General features: G+C 75.1%; 30 protein-coding genes. 10 read left to right on the top strand and 20 right to left on the bottom strand.

Annotated features, from left to right (window positions below; genetic code table 11):
• Positions 1-54: 54 nt before the first annotated feature.
• The 3 genes from IE170_RS15060 to IE170_RS15050 all read right to left on the bottom strand — a co-directional run bounded on the left by IE170_RS15060 (position 55) and on the right by IE170_RS15050 (position 4,402).
• Entirely contained in the window at positions 55-210 is a 156-nt protein-coding gene (locus tag IE170_RS15060; protein WP_185902601.1) for a VenA family class IV lanthipeptide, read from the bottom strand.
• A 42-nt stretch (positions 211-252) separates the two neighbouring features.
• Positions 253-2,925 carry a class IV lanthionine synthetase LanL gene (gene lanL / locus IE170_RS15055; RefSeq protein ID WP_189809868.1) on the bottom strand — a complete coding sequence of 891 codons (2,673 nt, stop codon included), beginning with the start codon at positions 2,923-2,925 and terminating at the stop codon, positions 253-255.
• A gap of 700 nt (positions 2,926-3,625) precedes the next feature.
• Entirely contained in the window at positions 3,626-4,402 is a 777-nt protein-coding gene (locus IE170_RS15050) for a MerR family transcriptional regulator (protein WP_189809867.1), read from the bottom strand.
• A gap of 255 nt (positions 4,403-4,657) precedes the next feature.
• On the opposite strand from IE170_RS15050, the gene IE170_RS15045 reads away from it, so the two are divergent.
• Entirely contained in the window at positions 4,658-5,788 is a 1,131-nt protein-coding gene (locus tag IE170_RS15045) for a serine hydrolase domain-containing protein (protein ID WP_189809866.1), read from the top strand.
• Between the two features lie 139 nt (positions 5,789-5,927).
• Here the strand turns inward: IE170_RS15045 and rpsR are convergent, their stop codons facing one another.
• From rpsR to rpmG, 4 genes are all read right to left on the bottom strand, one after another.
• Positions 5,928-6,164 carry a 30S ribosomal protein S18 gene (gene rpsR, locus IE170_RS15040; protein WP_189809865.1) on the bottom strand — a complete coding sequence of 79 codons (237 nt, stop codon included), beginning with the start codon at positions 6,162-6,164 and terminating at the stop codon, positions 5,928-5,930.
• A gap of 42 nt (positions 6,165-6,206) precedes the next feature.
• A complete protein-coding gene (locus IE170_RS15035) occupies positions 6,207-7,355 on the bottom strand; it encodes a CobW family GTP-binding protein (protein ID WP_189809864.1) in 1,149 nt (382 codons plus the stop codon).
• Positions 7,352-7,600 carry a type B 50S ribosomal protein L31 gene (locus IE170_RS15030; RefSeq protein WP_189809863.1) on the bottom strand — a complete coding sequence of 83 codons (249 nt, stop codon included), beginning with the start codon at positions 7,598-7,600 and terminating at the stop codon, positions 7,352-7,354. Before IE170_RS15030 ends, IE170_RS15035 begins: the two co-directional genes overlap by 4 nt.
• Before the next feature lie 62 nt (positions 7,601-7,662).
• On the bottom strand, positions 7,663-7,827 hold the full coding sequence (rpmG, locus tag IE170_RS15025) for a 50S ribosomal protein L33 (RefSeq protein ID WP_125546721.1): 165 nt from the start codon (positions 7,825-7,827) through the stop codon (positions 7,663-7,665).
• A gap of 63 nt (positions 7,828-7,890) precedes the next feature.
• Here rpmG and rpmB point away from each other — a divergent pair, with 63 nt between their 5' ends.
• From rpmB to IE170_RS15010, 3 genes are all read left to right on the top strand, one after another.
• Positions 7,891-8,127 (top strand): 50S ribosomal protein L28, encoded by a 237-nt coding sequence (gene rpmB, locus IE170_RS15020; RefSeq protein WP_189809862.1) that lies wholly within the window; start codon positions 7,891-7,893, stop codon positions 8,125-8,127.
• Positions 8,127-8,432, top strand: coding sequence for a 30S ribosomal protein S14 (gene rpsN / locus IE170_RS15015; protein WP_189809861.1), 306 nt, complete (start codon positions 8,127-8,129; stop codon positions 8,430-8,432). The genes rpmB and rpsN overlap by 1 nt, the downstream gene beginning before the upstream one ends.
• Before the next feature lie 101 nt (positions 8,433-8,533).
• Complete coding sequence (locus IE170_RS15010) at positions 8,534-8,875, top strand: UBP-type zinc finger domain-containing protein (protein WP_189809860.1); 342 nt, start codon at positions 8,534-8,536, stop codon at positions 8,873-8,875.
• A 33-nt stretch (positions 8,876-8,908) separates the two neighbouring features.
• Here IE170_RS15010 and IE170_RS15005 read toward each other — a convergent pair whose 3' ends face one another.
• The 7 genes from IE170_RS15005 to IE170_RS14975 all read right to left on the bottom strand — a co-directional run bounded on the left by IE170_RS15005 (position 8,909) and on the right by IE170_RS14975 (position 14,646).
• Entirely contained in the window at positions 8,909-9,913 is a 1,005-nt protein-coding gene (locus IE170_RS15005) for a MerR family transcriptional regulator (protein ID WP_189809859.1), read from the bottom strand.
• A gap of 2 nt (positions 9,914-9,915) precedes the next feature.
• On the bottom strand, positions 9,916-10,092 hold the full coding sequence (locus tag IE170_RS15000) for a DUF6480 family protein (protein WP_189809858.1): 177 nt from the start codon (positions 10,090-10,092) through the stop codon (positions 9,916-9,918).
• 38 nt (positions 10,093-10,130) lie between these two features.
• Complete coding sequence (locus IE170_RS14995) at positions 10,131-10,844, bottom strand: SDR family NAD(P)-dependent oxidoreductase (protein WP_189809857.1); 714 nt, start codon at positions 10,842-10,844, stop codon at positions 10,131-10,133.
• Positions 10,845-10,846: 2 nt separating this feature from the next.
• Positions 10,847-11,383, bottom strand: coding sequence for a DUF4383 domain-containing protein (locus IE170_RS14990; RefSeq protein WP_189809856.1), 537 nt, complete (start codon positions 11,381-11,383; stop codon positions 10,847-10,849).
• 135 nt (positions 11,384-11,518) lie between these two features.
• Complete coding sequence (locus tag IE170_RS14985; RefSeq protein WP_189809855.1) at positions 11,519-12,202, bottom strand: adenosylcobinamide amidohydrolase; 684 nt, start codon at positions 12,200-12,202, stop codon at positions 11,519-11,521.
• Positions 12,203-12,325: 123 nt separating this feature from the next.
• Positions 12,326-12,976, bottom strand: a complete 651-nt coding sequence (locus IE170_RS14980) for a fasciclin domain-containing protein (protein WP_189809854.1) — start codon at positions 12,974-12,976, stop codon at positions 12,326-12,328.
• Between the two features lie 14 nt (positions 12,977-12,990).
• Positions 12,991-14,646: a sulfite oxidase gene (locus tag IE170_RS14975; RefSeq protein WP_373298990.1), complete on the bottom strand. Its 1,656-nt coding sequence runs from the start codon at positions 14,644-14,646 to the stop codon at positions 12,991-12,993.
• A 382-nt stretch (positions 14,647-15,028) separates the two neighbouring features.
• Between IE170_RS14975 and sigK the strand changes: the two genes are divergently transcribed.
• Positions 15,029-15,616: an ECF RNA polymerase sigma factor SigK gene (gene sigK / locus IE170_RS14970; RefSeq protein WP_373298993.1), complete on the top strand. Its 588-nt coding sequence runs from the start codon at positions 15,029-15,031 to the stop codon at positions 15,614-15,616.
• On the top strand, positions 15,613-16,365 hold the full coding sequence (locus IE170_RS14965; protein WP_189809851.1) for an anti-sigma factor: 753 nt from the start codon (positions 15,613-15,615) through the stop codon (positions 16,363-16,365). The genes sigK and IE170_RS14965 overlap by 4 nt, the downstream gene beginning before the upstream one ends.
• 37 nt (positions 16,366-16,402) lie before the next feature.
• On the opposite strand, the gene IE170_RS32630 is transcribed toward IE170_RS14965, so the two are convergent.
• The 4 genes from IE170_RS32630 to IE170_RS14945 are packed head-to-tail and all read right to left on the bottom strand — an operon-like array spanning position 16,403 to position 18,122.
• Positions 16,403-16,870, bottom strand: coding sequence for a hypothetical protein (locus IE170_RS32630; protein WP_223856757.1), 468 nt, complete (start codon positions 16,868-16,870; stop codon positions 16,403-16,405).
• Positions 16,870-17,025, bottom strand: a complete 156-nt coding sequence (locus tag IE170_RS14955) for a hypothetical protein (RefSeq protein WP_189809850.1) — start codon at positions 17,023-17,025, stop codon at positions 16,870-16,872. Before IE170_RS14955 ends, IE170_RS32630 begins: the two co-directional genes overlap by 1 nt.
• A gap of 43 nt (positions 17,026-17,068) precedes the next feature.
• Positions 17,069-17,461 carry an ACT domain-containing protein gene (locus tag IE170_RS14950; RefSeq protein WP_189809849.1) on the bottom strand — a complete coding sequence of 131 codons (393 nt, stop codon included), beginning with the start codon at positions 17,459-17,461 and terminating at the stop codon, positions 17,069-17,071.
• Between the two features lie 22 nt (positions 17,462-17,483).
• On the bottom strand, positions 17,484-18,122 hold the full coding sequence (locus IE170_RS14945) for a class I SAM-dependent methyltransferase (protein ID WP_189809848.1): 639 nt from the start codon (positions 18,120-18,122) through the stop codon (positions 17,484-17,486).
• A 140-nt stretch (positions 18,123-18,262) separates the two neighbouring features.
• Between IE170_RS14945 and IE170_RS14940 the strand changes: the two genes are divergently transcribed.
• Positions 18,263-19,111 (top strand): universal stress protein, encoded by an 849-nt coding sequence (locus IE170_RS14940; RefSeq protein ID WP_189809847.1) that lies wholly within the window; start codon positions 18,263-18,265, stop codon positions 19,109-19,111.
• 36 nt (positions 19,112-19,147) lie between these two features.
• Positions 19,148-19,927, top strand: a complete 780-nt coding sequence (locus IE170_RS14935) for an SDR family NAD(P)-dependent oxidoreductase (RefSeq protein WP_189809846.1) — start codon at positions 19,148-19,150, stop codon at positions 19,925-19,927.
• A 158-nt stretch (positions 19,928-20,085) separates the two neighbouring features.
• Here the strand turns inward: IE170_RS14935 and IE170_RS14930 are convergent, their stop codons facing one another.
• Positions 20,086-20,382, bottom strand: coding sequence for a pentapeptide repeat-containing protein (locus IE170_RS14930; RefSeq protein ID WP_189809845.1), 297 nt, complete (start codon positions 20,380-20,382; stop codon positions 20,086-20,088).
• A 204-nt stretch (positions 20,383-20,586) separates the two neighbouring features.
• Between IE170_RS14930 and IE170_RS14925 the strand changes: the two genes are divergently transcribed.
• Together IE170_RS14925 and IE170_RS14920 are read left to right on the top strand one after the other, a co-directional pair.
• A complete protein-coding gene (locus IE170_RS14925) occupies positions 20,587-20,985 on the top strand; it encodes a hypothetical protein (protein ID WP_189809844.1) in 399 nt (132 codons plus the stop codon).
• Between the two features lie 118 nt (positions 20,986-21,103).
• On the top strand, positions 21,104-21,658 hold the full coding sequence (locus IE170_RS14920; protein WP_189809843.1) for a hypothetical protein: 555 nt from the start codon (positions 21,104-21,106) through the stop codon (positions 21,656-21,658).
• 3 nt (positions 21,659-21,661) lie between these two features.
• Here the strand turns inward: IE170_RS14920 and IE170_RS14915 are convergent, their stop codons facing one another.
• Positions 21,662-22,303 carry a TetR/AcrR family transcriptional regulator gene (locus IE170_RS14915; protein WP_189809842.1) on the bottom strand — a complete coding sequence of 214 codons (642 nt, stop codon included), beginning with the start codon at positions 22,301-22,303 and terminating at the stop codon, positions 21,662-21,664.
• Positions 22,304-22,400 lie beyond the last annotated feature (97 nt).

Genomic DNA, 22,400 nt, shown 5'->3' with positions numbered 1-22,400 from the left:
CCACCGCTTCGGCCGGCGGCCGCGCTGGGACGGCCGCCGGCCGGAAGGGCCGGGTCAGGCGCAGCTGACGCCGACGCAGACCGTGTTGAGCAGGGTCAGCAGGCCGACGCACTGACAGGTCGCGGCGAACGCCGCGCCGTCGGCTCCGACCGGGTCGGTCTCCGGAAGGGCGTGCAGGTGGGCGAGCAGTTCGAGGTCGCGGTTCTCCATGACGTTCTCCTTCTCTGTGACTCAGCGGCAGTGCCCTGCCGCTCAGACCGGCTGCTGGACCATCCAGTGCCGGGGTTCGGTGTGGCGGACCCGCAGGAGGAATGCCAGGATTCCTGCGGTTCCGTCGCTCCAGCTCGTCGAGACCTCCCCGTACTCGTTGGGGAAGACGACGTGGCTGCCGCGCTGGGCCCGTTCGGTGACGATGAGACGGGCCAGGTCGTCGGCCATCGCCCGGTAGGAGGACTCCCCCGTGGCGTCGGCCAGGTCGAGGAGGAAGTCGCCGTTCCCGGCGAGGCCGTGGCATTGGGTGAGGGCGGCGCGGGAGGCGCGTTCGACGACTGCGCGGGCCGCGCCGCGGGCGAGGTCGCGGAACCGGTCGTCGCCGGTCGCCTGCCACAGCCGGATCAGGAAGGATCCGATGCCGGCCGAGCCGTGGCACCAGTACGGGGCCGTCGGCAGGTCCGCGGTGTGGGCGGGCCAGTGGACCGCGTCGCCCACCCGCACTGCGCAGGCCGCGAGGTGTTCGCCCGCCGCCAGGGCGAGGTCCGTGTGCTCCTGGCGCTGGGTGACGGCTGCGGCGGCGAGGAGGAAGCAGGCGATGCCGGCGGTTCCGTGGGCGAAGCCCAGGTAGCGTTTCCCGGCTTCGGCGGAGACGGCTTCCGCGGGGACCGGCCAGCTCACCGCGGCCGGCTCGCGCCGTGCGGCGGCGGCCAGCCGGTCGGCCGCTTCGGTGACGGCCGCGGCGAGGCGGGGGTCGCCGGTGCGGTGCCACAGGTGGACGGCGGCGAGTCCGCTTCCTGCCGAGCCGTGCGTGATGTCGTGGCTGGGGGTCGGCTCCTGAGGGGCCAGCGCCAGGGCGAGGGCGTGGTCGACGAGGGCGGGGTCGTCGACGGCGCGGCCGGCCTCGTACAGGGCCCAGGCGGTCCCGCGGCCGCCGAAGTGCAGGCCGGGGCGGGTGGTGCGGGTGTCGGTGCGGGCGGCCGTCCACCGGCCCGCGGTGGATATCAGCCCGGGCAGGCGCGGGTCGCCGGTGTGGGCGAAGTACCGGGTCAGGACGGCGAGGACGCCGGCGGTGCCCTGCTGGACGGTGCAGGGGTCCGCCTCGCCGGCCATCGTGGAGACGGGCCACAGCCGCCGGTCGTCCGCCGGGTCGATCGTGTCGACGAGGTGCTCGACCATGCCGGCGATGGCGGAGTCCACGTCGTCGGCGGCCGTGCCGGCCGGCGGTGGCGCGGCGGCGGGCCGGGCCGGGCTCGGCAGGACGGCCGCGCGGAGGGCGGTGAGCGCCCTGGCGGGGTCCCAGCGCTCGGCGGGATCGTCCCTCATGAGCCCGAGGACGGTGTCCTGCAGGGCGCGCGGCAGGTCGAGCGGGGCGGTGCAGGCGGTGAGCCATGCGGCGAGACGCTGCTCGGCGGGCCGGTCGGCGGGTTCCTCCGGCAGCAGGTTCGGGACCTTGCCTGCCAGGACGAAGCAGAGGGTGGCGCCGAGGCTGTAGTAGTCGGCCGTCGGGGAGACCGGGGCGTCGAGCAGGCGCTCGGGGGCGCTGAAGCCGGGGGTGCCGACACGGGTCGGCAGCGCGTCGTCGTCCTGGAGGACGGCGAGTTCGAGGTCGATCAGGCGGAGTTCGCCGTCCGGGCGGACCATGACGTTGCCGGGGGTGAAGTCGCGCAGGACGCAGCCTCGGGCGTGAGCGGCCTGGACCAGCTCCGCGAGGCGTACGGCCTGGGCGAGCGCGTCGGCGCGGTACCGCTCGCTCCCGGCGTCGCGGAAGTGCTCCGCGACCCAGGTGCGCAGGGGTATGCCGGGCACTTCCTCCTGGGCCAGGAACAGGTGCCCGCCGACCTCGAACATCGCGAGCGGTTCCGGAGCGAGTCCCGTTCCTCTGAGCTCCTCCAGCGTCCGGGCCTCGGCCCGGAGCCAGTCGCGGACGTCACATCCGGATGCGTCGGCCTCGACGTGCGGCCGGGTCTCCTTGATGACCACCGGTGCGCCCGTGGTGACGTCCGTCCCCCGGTATACGCCGCCCTTGTTGGTGTGCCGGATCGCCTCCCGCACCGAGAAGCGGCCGCCGAGGAGCACCGGGCGGGCCGCCGCCTGTGCGGTGGGGGGCGGGGCAGGGACGGACGGCGGGAAGGGGCTGACGGCCCAGGAGGGCGGGGCGTACTGGCCGGTGCGCTTGTCCTCGACGGGGTTGCCGTCGGGGTCCTCGATGTACCACACCAGCAGGCCCTCGTCCGACAGCCGCCGCCGGCCGACGAAGGCGCCGTACCGGTAGTGGACGAGGCTGTGTGCGGCGTACGGCTGATCGGACAGGATGCGGGGGCCGGCCAGGCCCGCCGTGGCCCGGTGCAGTTCCTGCGCTATTCGGGCCGCGTCGGCGTCGGAGGACGGGTAGACGGTGAGGAACTTGCCCGAGGAACCGCGCGGTGTGGCCCGGGTGTTGAGCGCGCTCACCTGGTCGAGCGACCGGGCGAACTTGAACGCCGACTCCTCGCGCAGCAGCACGTCCAGGGAACGGGCGAGGACTTCCGGCGCGGAGGCGGCGGTCGCCGACACGTGCAGCTTCCAGCCCTGGGTGCGCGGCGTCGCGGAAGCGGGTGTGAGGCGGCACCACATGTCGTCCGCGTCGATCGTCCAACGCGCGTCCGTGTCCGTGGTCTTGAGTGCGTGGCGGAGAAGACTTTCAAGGTCGGCTTCGGTTGCGTGGCTCGTCATGCCTGTCCCTCTCAACGGTGGAAACCGCTGGTGGAATGTGCCTTCGGTCTATGAACGTACTGCCCGCACCCCGACGTCCGGGAGTGGCGGAAGGGAGCGCACGGGGTTGTTTCGGCACCGAATGGCGTCTACCGGCGCACATGGCAGGGGCGCGGTGGATCGAGGAGGTCGGGGAAGCTTCCCGGTGCGCCTCGCGGGACGCGGGAGAGGCTGGTGCGCACACCCGGATCCGGGGCGGAGCGGCCGTGCAATTCGGCGGCGGGATTCCCGCTGGGTCGGTTCGGAGAGTGAAGGTCTTCGGTGGAAGCCGGGCCGAGACTACAGCGGTTCCGGCTTCCGGCGTACAGCTTTACCGCTGTCCGGCCCGCGGTAAAGAGTCCGTTTCCGCCGTGGCCGCAACCTGCGGCGGAGCGCGGTCCGTTGCGTCGGCCGGACGGTGATCAGGTGTCTGAACTGGCTGCGGTCACGAAAGTGCCACGCGGTATACCCGCGGGTAATTCCCGGGGGTTTGGCTCAAAACGGCGACCGGAATGCTTTCGGTCGAATCGGGGGCGAAAACCCGACAGCGCCCGCATCAGTGCTTCGTGCACGTATTTTCTGTTTTCGAATTCTTGTTTCCCTGCGCCTCGGGTACAGGTAGCCGCAGGTGCAGGAAAGCGATGGTCAGGCGTGTATTTCCGCACTGTGTCGGCCGGGTTGCTCAGCGGTGCGGGAAGCCGATTCCCGCGGCGCGCAGCCTCGCCTCGACGAGCGCGTTCAGCCGGGCGACGGCCGGCGCCTCGTCCTCGCGGTGGCGGTTGACCACGCCGTAGCGGGCGGCGGCGTCCGTCCGGAACCGCAGGCCCTCCGGCACCTCCAGCAGGGCGCGGTCGGCCAGCAGCCTGTCGGCCAGTGCGGCTGCCAGTTCCTCGATGCGGGGGTCGTCCGGGCGCCAGGACCGCGCCTCCCAGCCGCGCCTGGTCAGCTCGGCGTACTCCGGGTCGCAGACGAGCAGTTCGAGGCGGGCCAGGAAGCCGTCGAAGATCTCCGGGATGAGCGCCCGGGACAGCACCAGGGCCTCGCGCTGCGCGGCCACGTAGTCCGGGCGGAAGCCGAGGCCGGCGAGCCGTTCCAGGACCTCGCACGCCCGGTCGGGCAGCAGGGCCCGGTCGCCGTGGGCGAGCCGGTGCAGGGTGTCGCGGCGGGCCGTGAGCTCCTCGATCTGCTCCGTGAGCCGGCGTCGTACGCCGTCCAGCGCCACGGCGAACCGCTCGGGTTCGGCGTCGAGCAGGTCGGCCGTCTCGGCGAGCGGGACGCCGGCCCCCGCCAGGGTGCGGACGCGGATGAGCCGGAGCAGGTCCTCCGACCCGTAGCGCCGGTAGCCGGAGCCGTCGCGCCGCGGCTCGGGGACGAGGCCGAGCCGGTGGTAGTGCCGCACCGTCTTGACGGTGACACCGGCGAACGCGGCCGCCTGGCCGATCGTGAGCCCGTCCGCCATCGCCTCAGCCCCCGTCCCGCACGGGGGCGGCCGCCTGCGCGCCGGGGTCGTGGTCCTGTTCGGGTGCGGTCATACGGGCGAGCGTATCGCGCATGCGTTCCCCCCATCCGCCGGACTGCGGAGGCATGTTGACCTTGACCTCGGGTCAGGGTGCACGCTCCTCGCAACGCCGCGGCGAGCGGACCGGGCCCGTCGCCCGGGCGGCCGCTGCCGCGCGTGCTGCAGCCCCCTGCCACAAGGAGACGAGGAACCGTCATGAGCGAGCCCCTGAACACCCCGGAGACCGCCGCGGCCGGGCCGGACCGCCCGGAGCTGCGGAAGGCCCTCAGGGAGATCGTCGAATCCGGCATCGCCGGGGTGCAGTTGCGGGTGCACGACGAGCGGGGCGAATGGGTCGGCACCGCCGGTGTCCGCCGCCTCGGCGACCCGGGCGCACCGCCGGTCGACGGGCACTACCGGATAGGCAGCAACACCAAGACCTTCACCGCCGTTCTGGTGCTGCAGCTGGTGGCCGAGGGCAGGGTCGGGCTTGACTCCCCCGCGGCCTCCTGCCTGCCGGAGTTCGGCCTCGACCCGCGGATCACCGTGCGGATGCTGCTGCAGCACACCAGCGGCGTGTTCAACCACACCGGGGAGTACGGCGCGGACGGGAAGGTCGCGGCCGGGATCCCCTCCACGATCTCGGGCAGGGAATGGGTGGAGGGGCGGTTCACGACCCACCGGCCCGAGGACCTGGTGCGGTTGGCGCTGTCCAAGCCGGCGCGGTTCGAGCCGGGCACCGGCTGGAGCTACTCCAACACCAACTACGTGCTTGCCAGGCTGCTGGTGGAGAGGGTCGGCGGCCGCTCCTGCGCCGAGCAGACGCAGGAGCGCATCATCGGGCCGCTCGGCCTGACGGGCACCATAGTGCCCGGTACCGATCCGGAGGTGCCCGCGCCGCACGCCCACGGCTACTACCGGTACGAGGACGCGAGCCGGGAGGTCACCGTCGACGTCACGCGCCAGAATCCGTCCTGGATCTCGGCGGGCGGTGACATGGTCTCCACCACCCGCGACCTCCACCGGTTCGTCTCCGCGCTGGCGCGCGGCGAACTCCTGCCGGCCCCGCTGCTGTCCGAGATGTGCACGCCGCATCCGGAGAGCGGCTTCGGCCTGGGCATCCGCGTGCAGGAGACGGGTGCGGGCGGGACCGTTCTGTTCCACAACGGCGGCCACAGCGGGCACGCGGCGCTGATGTACGGCACGCCGGACGGCAGGAGGACCCTGACCGCCGGGCTGAACTACGTGGACGACGCCGCGCTGTCCCTGGCCGGGGCGTTCCAGACGGCACAGCAGCGGCTCGTCGACGCGGTGTTCGGCAGCGGGCGGGCCGTGCCACAGGACTAGGCCGTCTCTTTCGGATCTTGCCGGTCAAGCCCGCGTCGTCCGGAGGGTCGTCCGCGTACCGGGGTACGCGGACGACCCGACAACGCGGAGAGGCGCGGCACCGGACGGCGCGGGCCAGGCAAGATCCGGAAGAGACGGCCTAGCGGCTCCCGTACGGCAGCAGGGCCATCTCGCGGGCGTTCTTGACCGCGGCGGCGAGCTGCCGCTGCTGCCGGGCGGTGACCCGGGTGACGCGGCGGCTGCGGATCTTGCCGCGGTCGGAGACGAACTTCCGCAGCAGGTCGGTGTCCTTGTAGTCGATGTAGGTGATGCCGGCGGCGTCGAGCGGGTTCGGCCGGGAGGCGGGCGGCTTGCGGAGGTGGGGGCGGCGGGCCATGCGGGCTCCTTGGGGTTCGTCAGGGGTGTCGCAGGAGGGGCGTCAGGAAACGGGGTCGAGGAGGGAGTCGAACGCGGCGGGCAGCTCGCGCCAGGACCCCGGACCCCCCGCGTATTCGGCATCGGTGAGCAGGCAGGACTCCAGGAGCCGCTCCAGGCCGTGCCGGTCGAGCCCGGGCGAGGTGAAGACCAGGTGCTGGCAGCGGTCGCCGTGTTCGGGGTGCCAGTCGAGCGCGGCGGCCGCCCGGCGCACCGGCGGGACGAGCTCCCACGCCGCGTCCGGCAGCGACGCGAGCCACGGGCCGGCGTTCTCCACGCACAGGGCGCCTCCCGCGGCGTCCCAGGCGAGCAGGGTGTCGGGGCGGTCGGCGAGCCAGAACCGGCCGCGGCTGCGGACGGCGGCGCAGCAGAGGTCTTCGAGGGCCTCGTACAGCCGCCCGGGGTGGAAGGGACGGTGGCCGCGCCAGACGAAGGTGGTGACGCCGGCTTCCTCGGCCTCTTGGGGGAGCAGGGCGCAGGCCGGGTGCTGGGCGGCGGCCGCCGCTTCCACGTCGAAGCCGGCCAGGGCGAACGCGGCCAGCTCGCCGGAGTCGGCGTCCACGCGCCGGGCCGTCGGGTGGAGCTGGGCGAGCAGGGCGCGGTCGGCTTCGTCGGCGCCGCCGCTGCCGACGAGGGCCAGCACGGGTGCGTACTCGAGCTGCCGCGCCCAGGTGTCCGCCACGGTGCGCTGGTCGGTGGCGGCCGCGGCCAGCCCTGCCTCGGCGAGGTCGTCGCCGTTGGCGAGGCAGGGGAGCACGAGCGCGGGATCGACTGCGGTGACCACGCCGGCCAGCCGGAGGGCGTCGCCGCCGTGTGCGGCGACGGCCTCCGCCATCGCCCTGGGTTCGACGGAGTCCCACAGCTCGACGACCGCCAGGCGCGTGAGGCCGCCGGCGGCGAGGCGTACCAGTTCGGGCACCAGGTCCTCGCGCAGCGCGCAGCAGGCGCAGTCGTTGACGAGGGGCGCCTCGCCGCGGGAGAGCTCGCCCGAGGCGTCGCGGACGACTCGCAGGACGGTGCCGGCCGGCGCCGTGGCCAGGTCGTGGTGGAGGGCGACGCTGTCGGGGACGGTGCGGAGCAGCCGGCCGACGACCTGCTTGCGTGCGTCGCGGTGGAGTCCGGCGACGAGGACGACGGGCAGGGGGAGGGTCACGCCGGGCTCCCGTAGCGGCGCTGGAAGCGCTCGACGCGCCCGGCGGTGTCCAGGACGCGGGCCGTGCCGGTGTAGAAGGGGTGGCTCTCCGAGGAGATCTCGACGTCGATGACGGGGTAGGTGCGGCCGTCCTCCCACTCCACCGTCTTGTCGCTGGTGGCGGTCGAGCGGGTGAGGAAGGCGAAGTCGGCGGCCTTGTCGCGGAAGATGACGGGGCCGTAGGCGGGGTGGATACCGGGCTTCACTGCAGTGCCTTTCGTAGGGGGCGGCGGTCCGGCGGCCGGGCGGGCCGGGACTCGGAACGGGGTCAGCGCTCTTCGCGGAAGTCGACGTGCCTGCGCACCACGGGGTCGAACTTGCGCAGGACCAGGCGGTCGGGGTCGTTCCGGCGGTTCTTGCGGGTGACGTAGGTGTAGCCGGTGCCGGCGGTGGAGCGGAGCTTGACGATCGGGCGTGTGTCGTTGCGAGCCATGCCGCTACTATACGGGAATGGAAATCGTTTCCAATAACGACGTCGAGAGAGGCCGGTAACACCTTGTCCGCCCACTGTCAGCTCACCGGGGCCCGCCCGGGCTTCGGCAACACCGTCTCCCACTCCCACCGGCGCACCTCCCGCCGCTTCGACCCGAACATCCAGAGCAAGCGGTACTGGCTGCCGAGCGAGAGGCGGTACGTGCGCCTGAGCCTCAGCGCGAGGGCCGTCAGGACCGTCGACGCCATCGGTGTCGAGGCCGCCGTGGCCCGGATCCGGGCCCGGGGCGTGAAGGTCTGATGGCGAAGAAGGCCAAGATCGCCCAGAACGAGAAGCGGAAGGTGCTCGCCGCCCGGTACGCCGTGCGGCGCGCCGAGCTGAAGGAGATCCTCCGCCGGCCGTCCTCGACGGAGGCCGAACGGAGCGCGGCCCTCGCGGAGCTGGGCCGGCAGCCGCGGGATGCCAGCTCCACCCGGGTGCGCAACCGGGACGCCGTCGACGGCCGGCCCCGGGGCCACCTGAGGAAGTTCGGGCTCTCCCGGGTCCGCGTGCGGGAGCAGGCCCACGCGGGCTTCCTCCCGGGGGTGGCCAGGTCTTCCTGGTAGCCGCCTCGGCGGACGGCGCGGGCCCGGACGCGGATGCGGATGCATCCGCGGGCCGGGCCCGGACCGACAAAGGGAGTAGCGCGGTCCGACGAGGAGGAGCGATGGGACGTGAAGCGGAGACCCCGTTCTGGGCACCGGCCCCCGACGGGGGGCTGGTGGAGCAACCCGTCTGCGCCCATCTCGGGGAGGCGGTCCTCCGGCCCGTCCGCCACGCGGGCGGGGGGTGCGAGGACTGCGGGGCCGGGACCCCGCGGGTCGGCCTGCTGCGGTGCCTCACCTGCGGCCACGTCGGCTGCTGCGACAGCTCCCCGGGGCAGCATGCGCACGCCCACGCCGCGGCGTCCGCGCACCCCATAGCGCAGTCCTGCACGAGCGGCGCCCGATGGGCCTGGTGTTATCCGGACGGCCTGTACCTCGTCCCCGCCGCACCGGCGCCGCGGTGAGCGGGGCCGTGAGGGAACGGCCGCTTCCCCTCCTCAGGCTCCGGCAGGGCGGCTCCGGTAGAGGCCGGAAAGCGCGTGCAGCGCCTCGCGCAGGCCCGACGGGTGGAGTGCGGTCCGGGGCAGGCGGTGCGTCGGCCAGCCGGGTCCCGCGAGGAGAACGAGGGGCGCCGTACGGGCCCCCTTGAGGCCGAAGCCCGACTGCACGACGCGCCGCGCCAGGACGGCATCGGCGGTGCAGCGGCTCTGCGACCACAGCACCACGGCCGCCGGGCCCGAGCGCCGCACGGCCGCGACCAGGGCCTCCGCCGGCACGGACGCGCCCAGCATCCGTGTCGGCAGTGCCCGCTCGGCCAGTCCTGCCACCAGCACCTCCAGCGGCAGGGTGTGCTGCTCCTGCGGCATGCACGCCACCAGCACGGGCGGCGCCCCGACGGCCGGGGGCCCGCAGGCGGACGCCGTGCGCAGCACCGTCGAGACGTGCCAGGACAACAGGTGCTCCACCTCCACGTACCGCTCGCCGGACTCCCCCCACCTGCGGCCCACGGCGTGCAGCGCCGGCGCCATCACCTCCTCCCAGGCGGAGACGACGCCGAGGTCCCGAACGGCGCCGCCGAGCACGGCCTCCACGGCCGGGCTGTCGAGGCGGAGGGCGGCCCGGGCCAGCCCCCGGCACTCCGGGCGCACGCCACCCGGGGCACGCGGACGCTCCGGCCCGGACAGGCGCGCAGCACCGGAGCCGGGGGACGGCCGCAGCGCTGGCGCCGCCGCCGTGCCATGGCGTGCGGCCCGGGCCGCCCGGGCCGCCTCGGCCGGCGGGACACCGGAGGCGGTGAGCCGGCACATGTCCTCCAGCATCGCCACGTCGCGGGGCGCCCAGCGCCGGTGGCGGCCCTCTTGCCGTTCCTCCGGCGCCATCCCGTACCGCTTCTCCCAGGAGCGCACCGTGGTCGGCGACACCCCCAGGCGGCGCGCGACCGCACCGGTCGAAAGGCCGTACCGCTCCTGCGGCGGTGGCCGGTCGGTGTGCGGGGAGGCCATCGTCAGCCCCAGAGGCGTGCGGCGAAGAAGGCCGCGACCACGGTTGCGCCGAGGACGACGAGTGCGAGGAAGGCTCCGGGGTGCTCCCAGGGGCCTCCGTCCGCGCGTTCCCGGTGGGCGGATGCGGTGGATCCCTCGGCCGGAGGAGTCTCCCCGGGCGGCGTCCTGGAGTTCGACATGTTCCCTCCTCGGAGCGGTTGGTGGACGGTGGGACGGTTCATCGGGTCTGTTCTGCGGGCCCGGGGCGCCAGAGCGGTGTCGTGAGCGGTGTCGCGGGTGCCGCCGGGGCGAGCAGTCGGTCGAGCAGGGCCGACACCGCGGCGGCCGGGTCTCCGGGCCGGGGCAGCGGCGGGGGGCTCCCCTCGGCGGCGCGGGCGGCGAAGCCGGTGTCCAGGTGGGGAAGGCGGGCGTCGACGACGGCCACCCGCCGCTTGCGCAGCTCGCGGGCGAGGACGCCGAGCCAGCAGGCGAGCGCGGCCTTGGAGGCTGCGTAGTCGGCCGTACCGGTCAGGGGGGCGTCGACGACGGCGCCGGTCACCGCGGCGAGGAAGCCGCCGTCGCCGACGACGGGGGCGGCCCCCCGCAGGACCGCCATGGGGCAGAGGGCGTTCACGGTGAGCAGGTGCTCGGCGGCGGCGTCCGACACCCGGGCGGCGGGCCCGAAGGCGGCGACGCCGACGGTCACCAGGACGCCGTCCAGGCCGCCGAGGGCGGCGGCCGCCCACGGGGCCAGACCGGCGCAGCCCTGGAGGTCGTAGGCGTCCATGCCCCGGGCCGGGCTGCCGGTTGCGGCCGCGAGGTCCGCCAGGCGGCGGCGGTCGCGGCCGGCCAGGGCGGTCCGGCAGCGCCTGCCGTCCAGCCCGCGGACGGCGAGGGTGCCGATCTCGCCGGTGGCGCCGACCACCAGCACCCGGGCGCCGCCGCGGGTCACGTTCACCTCCTCGGCAGCTCGGCGGGCCGGCCGGCCGCCGGGCCGAGCCGCGGGCGGCCCGCCGTTTCGCGGGCGGCCCGGTCGGGGTGGCGGCGCCGCCAGTACGGGTTGTCGTGCGGGAGGCCGCCGCTGACCCGGCCGTACATGCCGAACGTCATGATCAACAGGCCCATGAGGAAGCTGAACAAAACGTTGGAGAGGCCGAAGTCGAGGATGTTGCCGGAGCGACCGATGAGGAACAGGTGCAGGAACCCGCTGGCCAGGAACAGCACGCCGACCGCGATGTTGACGGATGAGGCCACGTTGCCGCCGATGAGGGCGGCGACGACCAGGAGCAGTCCGAAGACGACCGACACGGTGCTCAGGAGTCCGTTCGTGGACAGGCCGGCGATCTGCTGCCCGTCGGTGTCGAAGGCGGAAAGGCTGTCGGCGTACCCGAGGCAGCCGAAGACGAGGAGCAGCAGGCCGCACAGGGCGGCGCCGATCCGGTAGACCCTGTTCAGGGGGTGGTCGACCGGAAGTTCGTCGCGCAGGCTCATGGGTCCTCCCGTGGATGGCTGCATACCGGCCCCGAGGACTCCAGGCTGGGGCGCGAGCGCGTGCACGGAAAGTCGCAGTGATTCTGCACCGTTTTGCGGTGTTCCTCCGCGTCTGGCTGGGGGCGCGGATCCCGCTCAGGCAGGCGGAGGGGCAGCGGCGTACACGGCCCGGTGGACGACGCGGGCCAGGCGGGCGCCCCACTCGGAGCGGGGGCCGGCGAAGGCCTGGACGGCCTCGCCCCCGCGCGGGGCACGGGCGGCGACGCACACCGCGTCCGTCGGGGTGCCGGAGCAGTCGTAGCCGGCGTCGAGCAGCGCCTGCACCTTGGCTTCGGTGGCGGTCGCCACCGCGTTGACCAGTGCGGCATCGGTCAGGGCCACGGGGAGCGCCACCACGATGTTGACCGTGCCCGGCGGCGGCGCCGCGGTGGCCCCTTGCGCGGCGGCGGCCGCCCAGCCCCGTACACCGAGCCCCGCGGTGGCCACCGCTTCCGCACCCGCGTCGTGCGCGTGGCCGTGCGCGCGGACGTCGGCGGCCGTCATCAGCCCGACGCCCGGGCCGCTGGCGCCCGCGTCGCGGGCGAGCTCGGCGAGATGGCGTTCCGGGTCGGTGCGCCGGTAGCCGTGCGAGACCTGGGCGTTGAGGACCCAGGCCCGTTCGCCGATGCCGCCGCCGAGGACGGCGCTGCTGATCATCCGCCAGCCCGGGCCGGCCCGCCACAGCAGGCCGTGCAGCCGCTCGCCGTCCTCCAGGCGGTCGAGCGGTTGCACGGGCAGCAGGCCGGTTGCGGGGCGGGGCGGCGGAATGACGGCGGACACCGGGCGGGGACTCCTTGCGGACGGGGACCGGCTGATCGTACGCCGCGGCCCGCACCCGCAAGGTTGGGGGCCGGCCCGCTGCGGGGCCCGCCCCTCCCCCTGGCGGACGGGCCCCGGCGGCCGCTACTTGGGCATCAGGACGGTGTCGATGATGTAGACGTTGGCGTTGGCCGTCCTGACGTTCCCGCACACCACCGCGGCGGTGTCGTTGACCTTGTAGGACTCGCCCGAGCCCGTGGTGGTGACCATGCCCTTCTGGAGGGTCTCGAAGGAGCCGTTCTCGAGCTGCTGGGGCGTCAGCCGCTGTCCGACGACGTGGTAGGTGAGGATCTTCGTCAGGGCCGCCTTGTCGGCGAGGACCTTGTCGAGGTCGGCCTTCGGGATCTTGGCGAAGGCGTCGTTGGTGGGCGCGAAGACGGTGATGTCCTTGGCGCTGTTCAGGGTGTCGACGAGGCCGGCCTGCTTCACCGCCGTGACCAGGGTGGACAGGGCCGGGTTGTTGGAGGCGGCCGTGGCGACCGGGTCCTTGGCCATGCCGTCGAAGGAGCCGGCGCCCTCCTCGGGCACGCCGGCGCAGGCCGGGCCGAACGGCTTGCCGCCGGCCGCCCCGCCGTCCATCGGGGTGCTTCCGGCGGTCGCGGCGGCGCCTTCGGCACCCGCAGTGGGGGCGGCCTTGGTGCCGCTGCCGGAGTCGGTGCACGCGGCGAGCGCGAAGGGCAGGACGGCGGCGGCTGCGACGGCGACCGCGGTACGGCGGATGCGGATGGTGTTCATGGGGTTGCACTCCTTCAGTGGCTGTTCGTCAGGACATCGGTGGTCGGGGGTGGTGCTCCCGGCCCGGCCTGCGAGGGGGCCGGTCCGGTGGTCTGGGGGACGGTGACGAAGACGCTGTGCCGGCCGCTCGCCCCGTCGGGGGCGGTGCGGGTTCGCTCTTCGGTCTGCACCCGCCCGGTGCCGTCGGTGGCGCGGACGGTGAGTGTGTGTCCGCCGGGAGAGGCCTCCCAGCGGTAGGTCCACTGCCGCCAGGTGTCCGCGCCCGTCGGAGCGGCGAGGTCGGCGTCCTGCCAGGGCCCGTCGTCGACGCGGACCTCGACCCGGGTGATGCCCCTGCGCTGGGCCCAGGCGACGCCCGCGACGGTGACCGGCCCGGCGGCGGGGCGGGCGAACGGCTTGGGGGTGTCGATGCGGGACTGGGTCTTGACCGGCGCCCGCCGGGCCCACCCGCGGCGGACCCAGTAGGGGTCGTAGGCGTCGAAGGAGGTCAGTTCGATGTCGGTGATCCACTTGCAGGCGGAGACGTAGCCGTAGAGGCCGGGGACCAGCATCCGGACGGGGAAGCCGTGGTCGAAGGGGAGCGGTTCGCCGTTCATGCCGACGGCGAGCATCGCGTCCCGGCCGTCCATCAGCTCCTCCACCGGGGAGCCGAGGGTCATGCCGTCCGCGGAGCGGGCCACCAGCTGGTCGGACCTGCCGCCTCGGGACGGCGGCCGCACGCCCGCCTCCCGGAGGAGGTCGGCGAGGGGGACGCCGAGCCAGCGGGCGGTGCCGGTGTAGGGCCCGCCGACCTCGTTGGAGACGCAGGTGAGGGTGATGTCGCGTTCGACGAGGGGGCGGGCCAGGAGGTCGCCGAGGGTGAGGGTGCGGGGGCGTGCCACGCCCCCGCCGTGGATGCGCAGGCGCCAGGCCGCGGCGTCGATCCTCGGCACGACGAGCGCGGTGTCGACGCGGTAGAAGTCGCGGTTGGGCGTGGTGAACGGACTGATGCCGGGCACCCTCAGCTGCGCGCCGGCCGGGACGGGCGGGGCCGGGGAGGCCGGCCGCGGCAGCACCAGGGCGTTCCGGGAGGCGGTGGCGTCCTGTCCGTTTCGGGCGGCGAGGAGTCGGCCCAGGGCTCCTGCCGATGCGGCTGCGCCGGCGGTGGCGGCCGCCGCGGTGAGGAAGCCCCGCCTGTCCCGGCCGCCCGGTCCGCTCCCGGCCGGCTGGTCCGGCGGGGCACCTGTAGTCCGCGCGATGAGGAAGCGGAGGGCGGCCGCCCCTGCCGCCGCACCGGCGAGTGAGGGAAGCGCGTCGCCGAGGCCGGCGGCGTCGGGGCGGCTCAGCGCCGCAGCGGCGCCGACGGCTCCGAAGAGCAGGACGCCGGCCGCCCCGGCCCGGGGGTGACGCAGGCTCAGTACGCCCAGGACGGCGGCGCTGACCGCGAGCAGGGAGAGGATTCCGATCCGGAGGGCGTCCTTGTCGTCCTCCCCGAAGGTGCGGACCGCGAAGTCCTTCACCGTGGGCGGCGCCAGGTCGACCACCGCGCCGCCCACGACCGCCACCGGGCCGGCGGCCGGCCGGACCGCCCCGGCTGCCAGCTCGGCCGCGCCGAGCGCCGCGAACGCGGCCAGCAGTCCGGCCAGGGCGCCGGGGGCGACGCGGGAGAAGGTGTTGCGGAAGCTGCTCACGTACCGGATTCGGCGGCACTCGCCCGGCGGATTGGCCTTACACCCGAAAGAGTGAACATCCGCGTCCGTGGCGCGCCGTGGCCGGGCATCCGGCCGCGCCGCCGGTCCGTCGCCGCCCGGCGCGGCTCCTCCCTTCTCCTCCCCCGGGCGGGCTGTCCCGACTCGTCGAAGGCGGCGAAGTGCCCTCCCATCCGTACGGCCGTCCGCTACGAAGGACACCCGACACACCAGACGTTTCGGCGCCGGGCCCCGCCCCGCCGCCCGGCAGGGGCGGCCCCGCGCAGACGACGAGGACAAGGACCGGCATGCGATGGACACCCCTCCCCCGGGCGGCCTGCCCCGGCGGCCCCTCCCCCTCATCACCCCGGCCGGAGCCCGGCCGGTGAACCAGCCGCTCCCCTTCGGCGCCGGCCCCACCCCGGGCGGGGCCGACCTCGCCGAGCTCATGCAGCAGGTCGCCCGCGGCGACAAGCAGGCCTTCTCCGCGCTCTACGACGCCCTCGCGCCGCTGGTCCACGGGATCGTCCTCAGGGTCGTACGCGATCGTGCGCAGTCGGAAGAGGTCGCCCAAGAAGTCATGATCGACCTGTGGCGGCAGGCCGCCCGCTACCGGCCCGACGCCGGGAGCGTGACCACTTGGGCCGCGACCATCGCGCACCGCCGCGCGGTCGACCGGGTCCGCTCCGCCCAGGCGGCCGCGGACCGCGAGCACATCCAGGCCGTCCGGGAGCACCAGACCGCCTTCGACGAGGTCGCCGAGCAGGTGGAGACCAGACTGGAGCGCGAACAGGTGCGCCGGTGCCTGCACGGCCTGACCGAGCTTCAGCGCCAGGCCGTGAACCTGGCCTACTACCGGGGGCTGACCTACCGTGAAGTCGCCGAAGCCCTGCGCACACCGCTTCCCACCATCAAGACACGCATGCGCGACGGGCTCATCCGGCTCCGCGACTGCATGGGGGTGACCGCATGAAACACCACGCGTCCGATGCCCACACCCTCGCCGCCGCCTATGCGCTGAACGCCCTCGACCCCGGCGAACGAGCGGTGTTCGAAAGCCACCTGCAGGAGTGCGAGTCCTGCCGGCAGGAGGTCGCGGAGTTCCTGGCCACCGCGGCGCGCCTGGCCGCAGCCGCCTCCCAGCCGCCGCCGGCGTCGGCCAAGCAGGCTGTCATGGACGCGATCGACGGTGTGCGGCAGCTGCCCCCGCGGGTGCCCCCGGCCGTGCCCGCGACCGCCCGCGGCGGCCGCGTACGCCGCCGGGCCCTGCCGCTCGCCCTGGCCGCCAGCCTGGCCGCCGCCGCGTCGCTCGCAGGCCTGGCCGTGTGGCAGGTCCGGCAGGGCGAGGATTTGCGACAGCGGGCCCTGCAGGCGGAGCAGCGCCTGGACGACGTCAGCTCCGTCCTCGCGGCGCCCGATGCCCGTACCGTCCACGGCCGGGCCGCCAACGGGGCCCTGACCACTGTGGTGGCCTCCGACCGGCAGAACCGGGCCGTCTTCACCGCCGGCAACCTTCCTGCGCCCGCCGCCGGCAAGGTGTACCAGCTGTGGCTCGACCACGACGGCACCATGCGCCCCGCCGGTTTCCTCTCCGGCGACGGAACCGTCCGGCTCAGCGGCGACCCGGCCGACGCGACCGCGGTCGGCCTCAGCCTCGAACCCGTCGGCGGATCGCCCCAGCCGACCACCGCGCCCCTGCTGCTGATGGCCCTGCCGTCCTGACCCCGGCGATGCCGGCCGGGGACGCGCGCGGGCGCCGTCAGCGGCGGCCGGCCGCTGCCAGGAGCAGGCCGGTGAGCAGCAGTGCCAGGCCGACGGCCAGGGCGGGGAGGCCGGGGCCGGGGAAGGTGTGGAGGGCCGCCCCGGCCACGGCGAGCGGTGTGCAGACCGCGGCGGCCAGCGCTCCGATCCGGCGCGGGGTCATGGGCGGGCCGCTGCCCGCAGCGGGCTCCGGGGCGGAAGTGCGCAGGTCGCGGCCGGTGAGGTGGGCGGTGAAGGCGCCCGCCAGCAGGGCCCAGGCCGCTGCGGTCCAGCCGGTGCGGCCGGCGCCGGTCAGCAGGACGGCCGCGGTGACGGTCGCGCCGGCCGCCACGGCGCGGGGGCTGCCGGCGAAGGCCCACGTGCGGCGGGCGCTGCCCGGCTGCCGCATCTCCACCACCGCGGTACGGATCACCAGGGCTGCGGCGACGAGCACCGGGGCCAGGAGGGAGGCGTCGGGATCGGGCATCACGTGGCCGCTCTCTGCGTGCGGGTCCGGATGGTGCGGACCCTGTCCTGCCGGTGGGCGTCGCGACCGTCCACGCCGTCGGCGTCGGCGGTCGTCGGGGCCTCCGGGACGGCGGCCCCGACGTGTTCACCAGTGTCGCCGGAATCGGGCGTCACGGCAGGCCCCCGTACCGCAGTCGCGGGCGGCGGCACGGGGCCGTCAGCCGGCGAGGTCCGCCAGGACGGCCAGTGCCCGGGGCGCCTCGTCGTACGGCACGAACAGGTGGTCGTGGTGGAAGCCCGCCACGACGTTGCAGCTCAGGCCCGCCGAGGCCAGGGCCGTCGCGAAGGCGGCGGTCAGGCCCACCGCGTCCAGGGCGGAGTGCACGCGCAGGGTGATCCACGCGGCGACGTAGTCGTAAGCGAGCCCCAGCCGGTCGGCGTCCGCGCGCGGCAGCACCAGGGTCAGCCCCTCCTCCTCCCGGACGGTGGCCACCGGGCGTACGCCCTCCGGCACCTCGCCCGCCGGGGCGAGCGCGAACACGTACTCCCCCTCGTTGAGCTGCGGACTCATCGAGGCGAGCAGGGTGCGGAGGTCCTTCTCTCCTGGCACGCGGCCTCCTCGGGTGGTGCCGTCACGGGGTGGTGCCGGCGCGGGCCAGCAGGTGGGCGTCGAGGAAGCCCCGCTCGGATGCGGGGTCGTGGACCAGCCGGGCGAAGGGGACGAGGCCGGCGCCCGCCAGAAGCGCGGCGAACCGGTCGACCGGCCAGCTGTAGGCGGGCGCCACCTTGTGGTCGAAGCGGACCGGCTCCAGCCCGTCGGTCGCGAAGAACGAAACCAGCAGCAGGCCTCCCGGTGCGAGGACCCGGACCTGCTCGGCGAGGAGCGCGGGCAGCTCCGCGGGCGGCGTGTGGATCATCGAGTAGTGGGACAGTACGCCGCCGAGCGCACGGTCCGCGACCGGGAGGGCCTCCATCCGGGCCTCGTCGAACCGCAGCTCAGGATGGGCCCGCCGGGCGTGGGCGACCATGGCCGGGGAGAGGTCGATCCCGAACGCGTCGAGGCCGAGGCCGTGCAGCAGGGACGTCAGGTGTCCGGGGCCGCAGCCGACGTCGGCCGTCCGCTGGTTCCCCGTCCCGCGTACGAGCTCGGCGAAGGCGCCGAGCACGGCCCGCGTGAGGGGCCTGGTTTCGAGCCGGTCGGCGAACAGGGACGCGTACAGCTCGACGACGCCGTCGTAGGCCGCCCTGGTCTCGTCCCGGTGATCCGCCACGGGACAAAGCTAACACTGCGCGCCCCGGGAGTCGTTGGCCGCCTGCCGGCTCCAGGTGTGCCCGGCGCGTCGGCGGGCAGGGGCAGGCCGAGGACGGAGCCGGCCCCACGGCGCGTCGGCTCCGCCCCCGGGAGGTCCGGATGGAGAGCGCGGGACAAGGGCGCGGCACCCCGGTGCGGCGGGGCCCGGTACTGGCGGGCGTGCGGCCCGGGCCGGACGCGGCGCGCGTGGTCCTCTACGCGGCGCGGCAGGCCGTCCTGCACGGCACGGGCCTGGTCCTGCTGCACGCCCTGGCCTCCTCCGGCGACCCGGAGGAGGCGCGCGAGCGGCTGGCCGTCCACGCCGAGGAGGTCCGGGCGGGCTTCCCCGGCATGGCCGTCGAGGCGCTCGTACGGGAGGGGGACGCGTCGGCCGGGCTGGTCGAGGAGTCCGCGTCCTGCCGGGTGGTCGTCGTCGGGCCGCCGGGGCGGGGCCTGGACCGGCTGCTGCACCGTTCGGTGGCGTTCGCCGTGGCGGCCGGCGCCCGCTGTCCGGTCACCGTGATGCGGGACTGGCCGGCCCGCGGCGGCCCGGTCGCCGTGGCGGTCGGTGATCCGGATCGCGACCGGGCCGTCCTGGAGACGGCCGCGGCCGAGGCGCACGTACGGCACGCCACTCTCCTGGTCCTCCACGCGGACCTGCGGCCGCAGGTCCTTCCCCCGGGCCTCGCCCCGCCGGGGCAGCAGAGTCAGGAGGGCGTCCTGGCGGCCGAGCGGCGGCTCCTGGAGGGCGAGGCGGCCGTGCTGCGTCGGCACTGGCCGGGGCTGGCCGTCCGGGTGCAGGTACCGCCGACCGCCACCCCCGTGGCGCTGCTGCCCGCGACCCGTGACGCCGCCCTGCTCGTCCTCGGCGGCCCGCGCCACGGCCACCGCATCCGCCTCGTGTCGACCACCGCCGACCTGCTGCGCCACGCGGGCTGCCCCGTCATGGTCGTACCGCGCCCCGGCTGAACGGTGCGCACGGCGGTCTCCTCCTATGCTGCGGGCATGACTTCACAGCGCCACCTCGCGGACATGTTCTCGCTGGACGGCCTGGTCGCCGTGGTGACCGGCGGGAGCTCCGGCATCGGACGGGCCATCGCCGGCGCCCTCGCACGCGCCGGGGCCGGCGTCGTCGTCGTGGCACGCCGGGAGGCGGAGCTCGCAGCCACGGTGGACGAGTTGGCGGCGGACGGCTGCCGGGCGGCCTGGGTGAGCGCCGACCTCGGCACGCGTGACGGGGTGCGCGCCGCGGCCGAGCGGGCGGCCGCCGTGTTCGGTGAGCCGGACATTCTCGTGAACAGCGCGGGGATCAACCTGCGGCCGCCCATGGGCGAGTTGGACGACGCCGTGTGGGACGCCACGATGGCCGTGAACCTGGAGGCGCCCTACCTGCTGGGGCAGCGGTTCGGGCCCGGCATGGCGGAGCGGGGCTTCGGGCGGATCATCCACGTCAGCTCGCAGCAGGCGCACCGGGCGTTCGTGCAGAGCGGGGCCTACGGGGTGTCGAAGGGGGCGCTCGAGTCGCTGGCCCGTTCGCAGGCCGAGGCCTGGTCGCCGCACGGGGTCACATGCAACGCGCTGGTGCCGGGCTTCGTCCTCACCCCGCTCAACTCACGGCTGGCCTCCGACCAGGAGACGGTGGCGGCGCTGGCCCGGCGGACGCTGGTCGGGCGGAACGGGCTGGCCGAGGACTTCGCCGGTGCGGCCGTGTTCCTCGCCGGCCGGTCGTCCGGCTACATCACCGGCCAGGCGGTCTTCGTGGACGGCGGGTTCTCGGCTCACTGACCGTCCCCACTGCGCTCCCCCGGCGGCCGCTCGCCGTGCGTACGCAGGGGGGAGCCCCCGCATGCGGTGGTGGGCTGGTGCCGCCACCGCACCGGAGGCCGTCGTCGGGATCGGGAGCCGCGGCGGTCGAGCAGCCAGGGGCTCCCGGGACCGGACTGCTAGTTGCCGATGCCGGAGCTGCCGACGCCCTTGTTGCCGAGGCCGGAGCTGCCCACGCCGGAGTTGCCGAGACCGGAGTTGCCGACGCCCTCGTTGGCGATGCCCGAGTTGCCCACGCCCAGGTTGGCGAGACCGGAGTTGCCGACGCCCCAGTTCGCGATGCCCGAGTTGCCGACACCGGAGTTCCCGATGCCCGAGTTGCCGACGCCGTCGGCGGTGGCCGCCGCGGCTCCGCCGAGGCCGAGGGCCGCGGCGGCACCCAGCACGACGGTGAAACGGAGAAGACCTGCACGCATTGCATACCTCCTGAGTGCGGTGCGTTTGCGGTACATCAGTAGCATTTGCCCCCTGCGGGTTGTGGAATATACGACTGTCGGGGTCGTGTCGGCACCGGCTGGCGTACACCCGGCCCGTCCGCCGCGCCGGATAATGGCGGGGTTCCGGCGCAGGCGCGCCGGGAGGGGCGGACGGCCCCGAGGACCGGAGGGGTACGGGAAGCGGTGGAACTCGAAGAGGGCCTGCGGGTCAGGCTGGCAGCGGACCTCAGGCTGGCGGGTTCCGTCACCGCGGCCGGGGGCTCCGCGGTCGAGGCGGGTGCCGCCGCCGGGTTCCTGTCGCTGGCCGCGGGCTGCGAGGGGACCGTCGAGCGCGTGGACGAACACGTACGGGAACAGGGCCCGCAGGCGCGGGAGTACGAGCGGCTCAAGTCCCTCCTGGACAGCTTCGGCGCCCAGATGCCGCCGGCGAGCCGCCGGCAGGCCGAGGAGCAGGTCGGGGCACTGGAGCCCGAGTGGGCCGCCTGGCAGCGGGACCGGCGCCGGGTGACGGCGCGGATCCGCTTCGACAACGGGTTCGTCCTCGACGACGCGCCGGAAGGCCTCTTCACCCCCGCGCCCTGACAGCCGGCCGGCCCTCGGTGGAACCGCCCGGGCCGCCCGCGCGTCCCCCCGGTGTCCCCTTCTGCGCGAGCCGCGGCGCAGCGGGGCGGGTCGGCCGCGCGGACGTGCAGGGGGGATCGTGAGCGGAATGCGGGGCGGGCGGACGGGGCGCCGCGGATTCCTGGCCCTCCTCGGCAGTGCCGCACTGGCCCCCTCGGCGGGGGCGGTCGGCTGTGCCGGTCTCCGGCCGAACGAGGACCACCTCCGCGTACGGACCGACGTCGAGCCGCTGCACAAGCGGTTCGCGGCCCTGGGCGAACTGTCCGACGCGCACTGGCTCGGCTACGACCTGGACGCGGCGGGGAAGCGACAGGCCGCACCCGGGCCGGACGCGCGGGTCCGGCTCGTCGGGGTGGCCCGGACGGCGCCCGGCACGGTGGCAGCCACCCTCGCGGCGGCCCCGGCGGGCGAGCGCTTCGAGACGGTGGCCCTGGCCGGCGACGTCCCGGCCCCGCTCGCGCCGTACGTGCCGGACCGGGCGGGCTGGCGGGCGAGCACGGCGTACGACCTGACGGTCCTGGCCCGGGACCCGGCGCAGCCGGGCGCCGACGGCAACGACCGGGCCGACGGGCGGTTCCTCCTGCACGAGGCGGACGACCGGGTGTGGTTCGACGCCGTGTTCCTGTACGCCTGACCGTCAGCCCGCGGCGGGCCCCGGGCCCGCCGCAGTGAAGACGCCCGCGCGGGCGGCGGCCGCGGCGGCGCGGGCGGCACGCTCGGCTGCGGCGGCGTCCGGGGGCGTGCCGGTCGTCAGCAGCCGGTAGTACAGGGGGGCGGAAACGCTCCGGACGACCTCCTCCGCGTCCGTGTCCGGCGGCAGTTCCCCGCGGACGACGGCCTGGCGGACGCAGGGCGCCCACTCGGCGACGCGGACGGTGTAGAAGCGGTGCAGGGCCTCGGCGGCCCGGGGGTCCGTACCGGCGGCCGCGATCACGGCCCGGAACAGCGGCCCCTGGCGCGCGTCGGCGAGGGTGCGGCGGACGAGGTCGGCGTTGGCGAGGAGGTCGCCGTCGAGGGAGCCCGTCTCGGTGCGGGGCGCGGACTGCTCGGCCATGTCGCCGAGGAGGTCCGCGACGAGACCGGAGGGCGTGCCCCACCTGCGGTAGACGGTGGTCTTGCCGACTTCGGCGCGCCGGGCCACCTCGGCCAGGTCCAGCCGGTCGAAGCCGGCTTCGGCGAGCAGGTCGCCCGCGGCGTGCAGGACCGCCGCCCGCACTCGGGCCGTGCGGCCGCCGGGCCGCAGGGTGCCCGGCTCCGTGCTCCCACCATCCGACGTCATAACGGGTCTCCAGTTCCATTAATGCGTTTCCGCTGTTACGGTGGGGCCAGCTTAAGGGGTCCACAGTTCCCTTAAGTCGTATCCGTCATCCTTTCCC

It is taken from the genome of Streptomyces toxytricini (genome assembly GCF_014649915.1).
GTDB classification, from domain to species: Bacteria; Actinomycetota; Actinomycetes; order Streptomycetales; family Streptomycetaceae; genus Streptomyces; species Streptomyces toxytricini.
Note: the sequence above shows the minus strand (reverse complement) of the source record. Positions and strands in the feature narration are given on the sequence as shown.

Excerpts from the sequence above, each read along its gene's own strand:
- IE170_RS15060 (WP_185902601.1), bottom strand. The coding sequence starts at position 210 with ATGGAGAACCGCGACCTCGAACTGCTCGCCCACCTGCACGCCCTTCCG.
- lanL (WP_189809868.1), bottom strand. The coding sequence starts at position 2,925 with ATGACGAGCCACGCAACCGAAGCCGACCTTGAAAGTCTTCTCCGCCAC.
- IE170_RS15050 (WP_189809867.1), bottom strand. The coding sequence starts at position 4,402 with ATGGCGGACGGGCTCACGATCGGCCAGGCGGCCGCGTTCGCCGGTGTC.
- IE170_RS15045 (WP_189809866.1), top strand. The coding sequence starts at position 4,658 with ATGAGCGAGCCCCTGAACACCCCGGAGACCGCCGCGGCCGGGCCGGAC.
- rpsR (WP_189809865.1), bottom strand. The coding sequence starts at position 6,164 with ATGGCCCGCCGCCCCCACCTCCGCAAGCCGCCCGCCTCCCGGCCGAAC.
- rpmG (WP_125546721.1), bottom strand. The coding sequence starts at position 7,827 with ATGGCTCGCAACGACACACGCCCGATCGTCAAGCTCCGCTCCACCGCC.
- rpsN (WP_189809861.1), top strand. The coding sequence starts at position 8,127 with ATGGCGAAGAAGGCCAAGATCGCCCAGAACGAGAAGCGGAAGGTGCTC.
- IE170_RS15010 (WP_189809860.1), top strand. The coding sequence starts at position 8,534 with ATGGGACGTGAAGCGGAGACCCCGTTCTGGGCACCGGCCCCCGACGGG.
- IE170_RS15005 (WP_189809859.1), bottom strand. The coding sequence starts at position 9,913 with ATGGCCTCCCCGCACACCGACCGGCCACCGCCGCAGGAGCGGTACGGC.
- IE170_RS15000 (WP_189809858.1), bottom strand. The coding sequence starts at position 10,092 with ATGTCGAACTCCAGGACGCCGCCCGGGGAGACTCCTCCGGCCGAGGGA.
- IE170_RS14990 (WP_189809856.1), bottom strand. The coding sequence starts at position 11,383 with ATGAGCCTGCGCGACGAACTTCCGGTCGACCACCCCCTGAACAGGGTC.
- IE170_RS14980 (WP_189809854.1), bottom strand. The coding sequence starts at position 12,976 with ATGAACACCATCCGCATCCGCCGTACCGCGGTCGCCGTCGCAGCCGCC.
- IE170_RS14965 (WP_189809851.1), top strand. The coding sequence starts at position 15,613 with ATGAAACACCACGCGTCCGATGCCCACACCCTCGCCGCCGCCTATGCG.
- IE170_RS32630 (WP_223856757.1), bottom strand. The coding sequence starts at position 16,870 with ATGCCCGATCCCGACGCCTCCCTCCTGGCCCCGGTGCTCGTCGCCGCA.
- IE170_RS14940 (WP_189809847.1), top strand. The coding sequence starts at position 18,263 with ATGGAGAGCGCGGGACAAGGGCGCGGCACCCCGGTGCGGCGGGGCCCG.
- IE170_RS14935 (WP_189809846.1), top strand. The coding sequence starts at position 19,148 with ATGACTTCACAGCGCCACCTCGCGGACATGTTCTCGCTGGACGGCCTG.
- IE170_RS14930 (WP_189809845.1), bottom strand. The coding sequence starts at position 20,382 with ATGCGTGCAGGTCTTCTCCGTTTCACCGTCGTGCTGGGTGCCGCCGCG.
- IE170_RS14915 (WP_189809842.1), bottom strand. The coding sequence starts at position 22,303 with ATGACGTCGGATGGTGGGAGCACGGAGCCGGGCACCCTGCGGCCCGGC.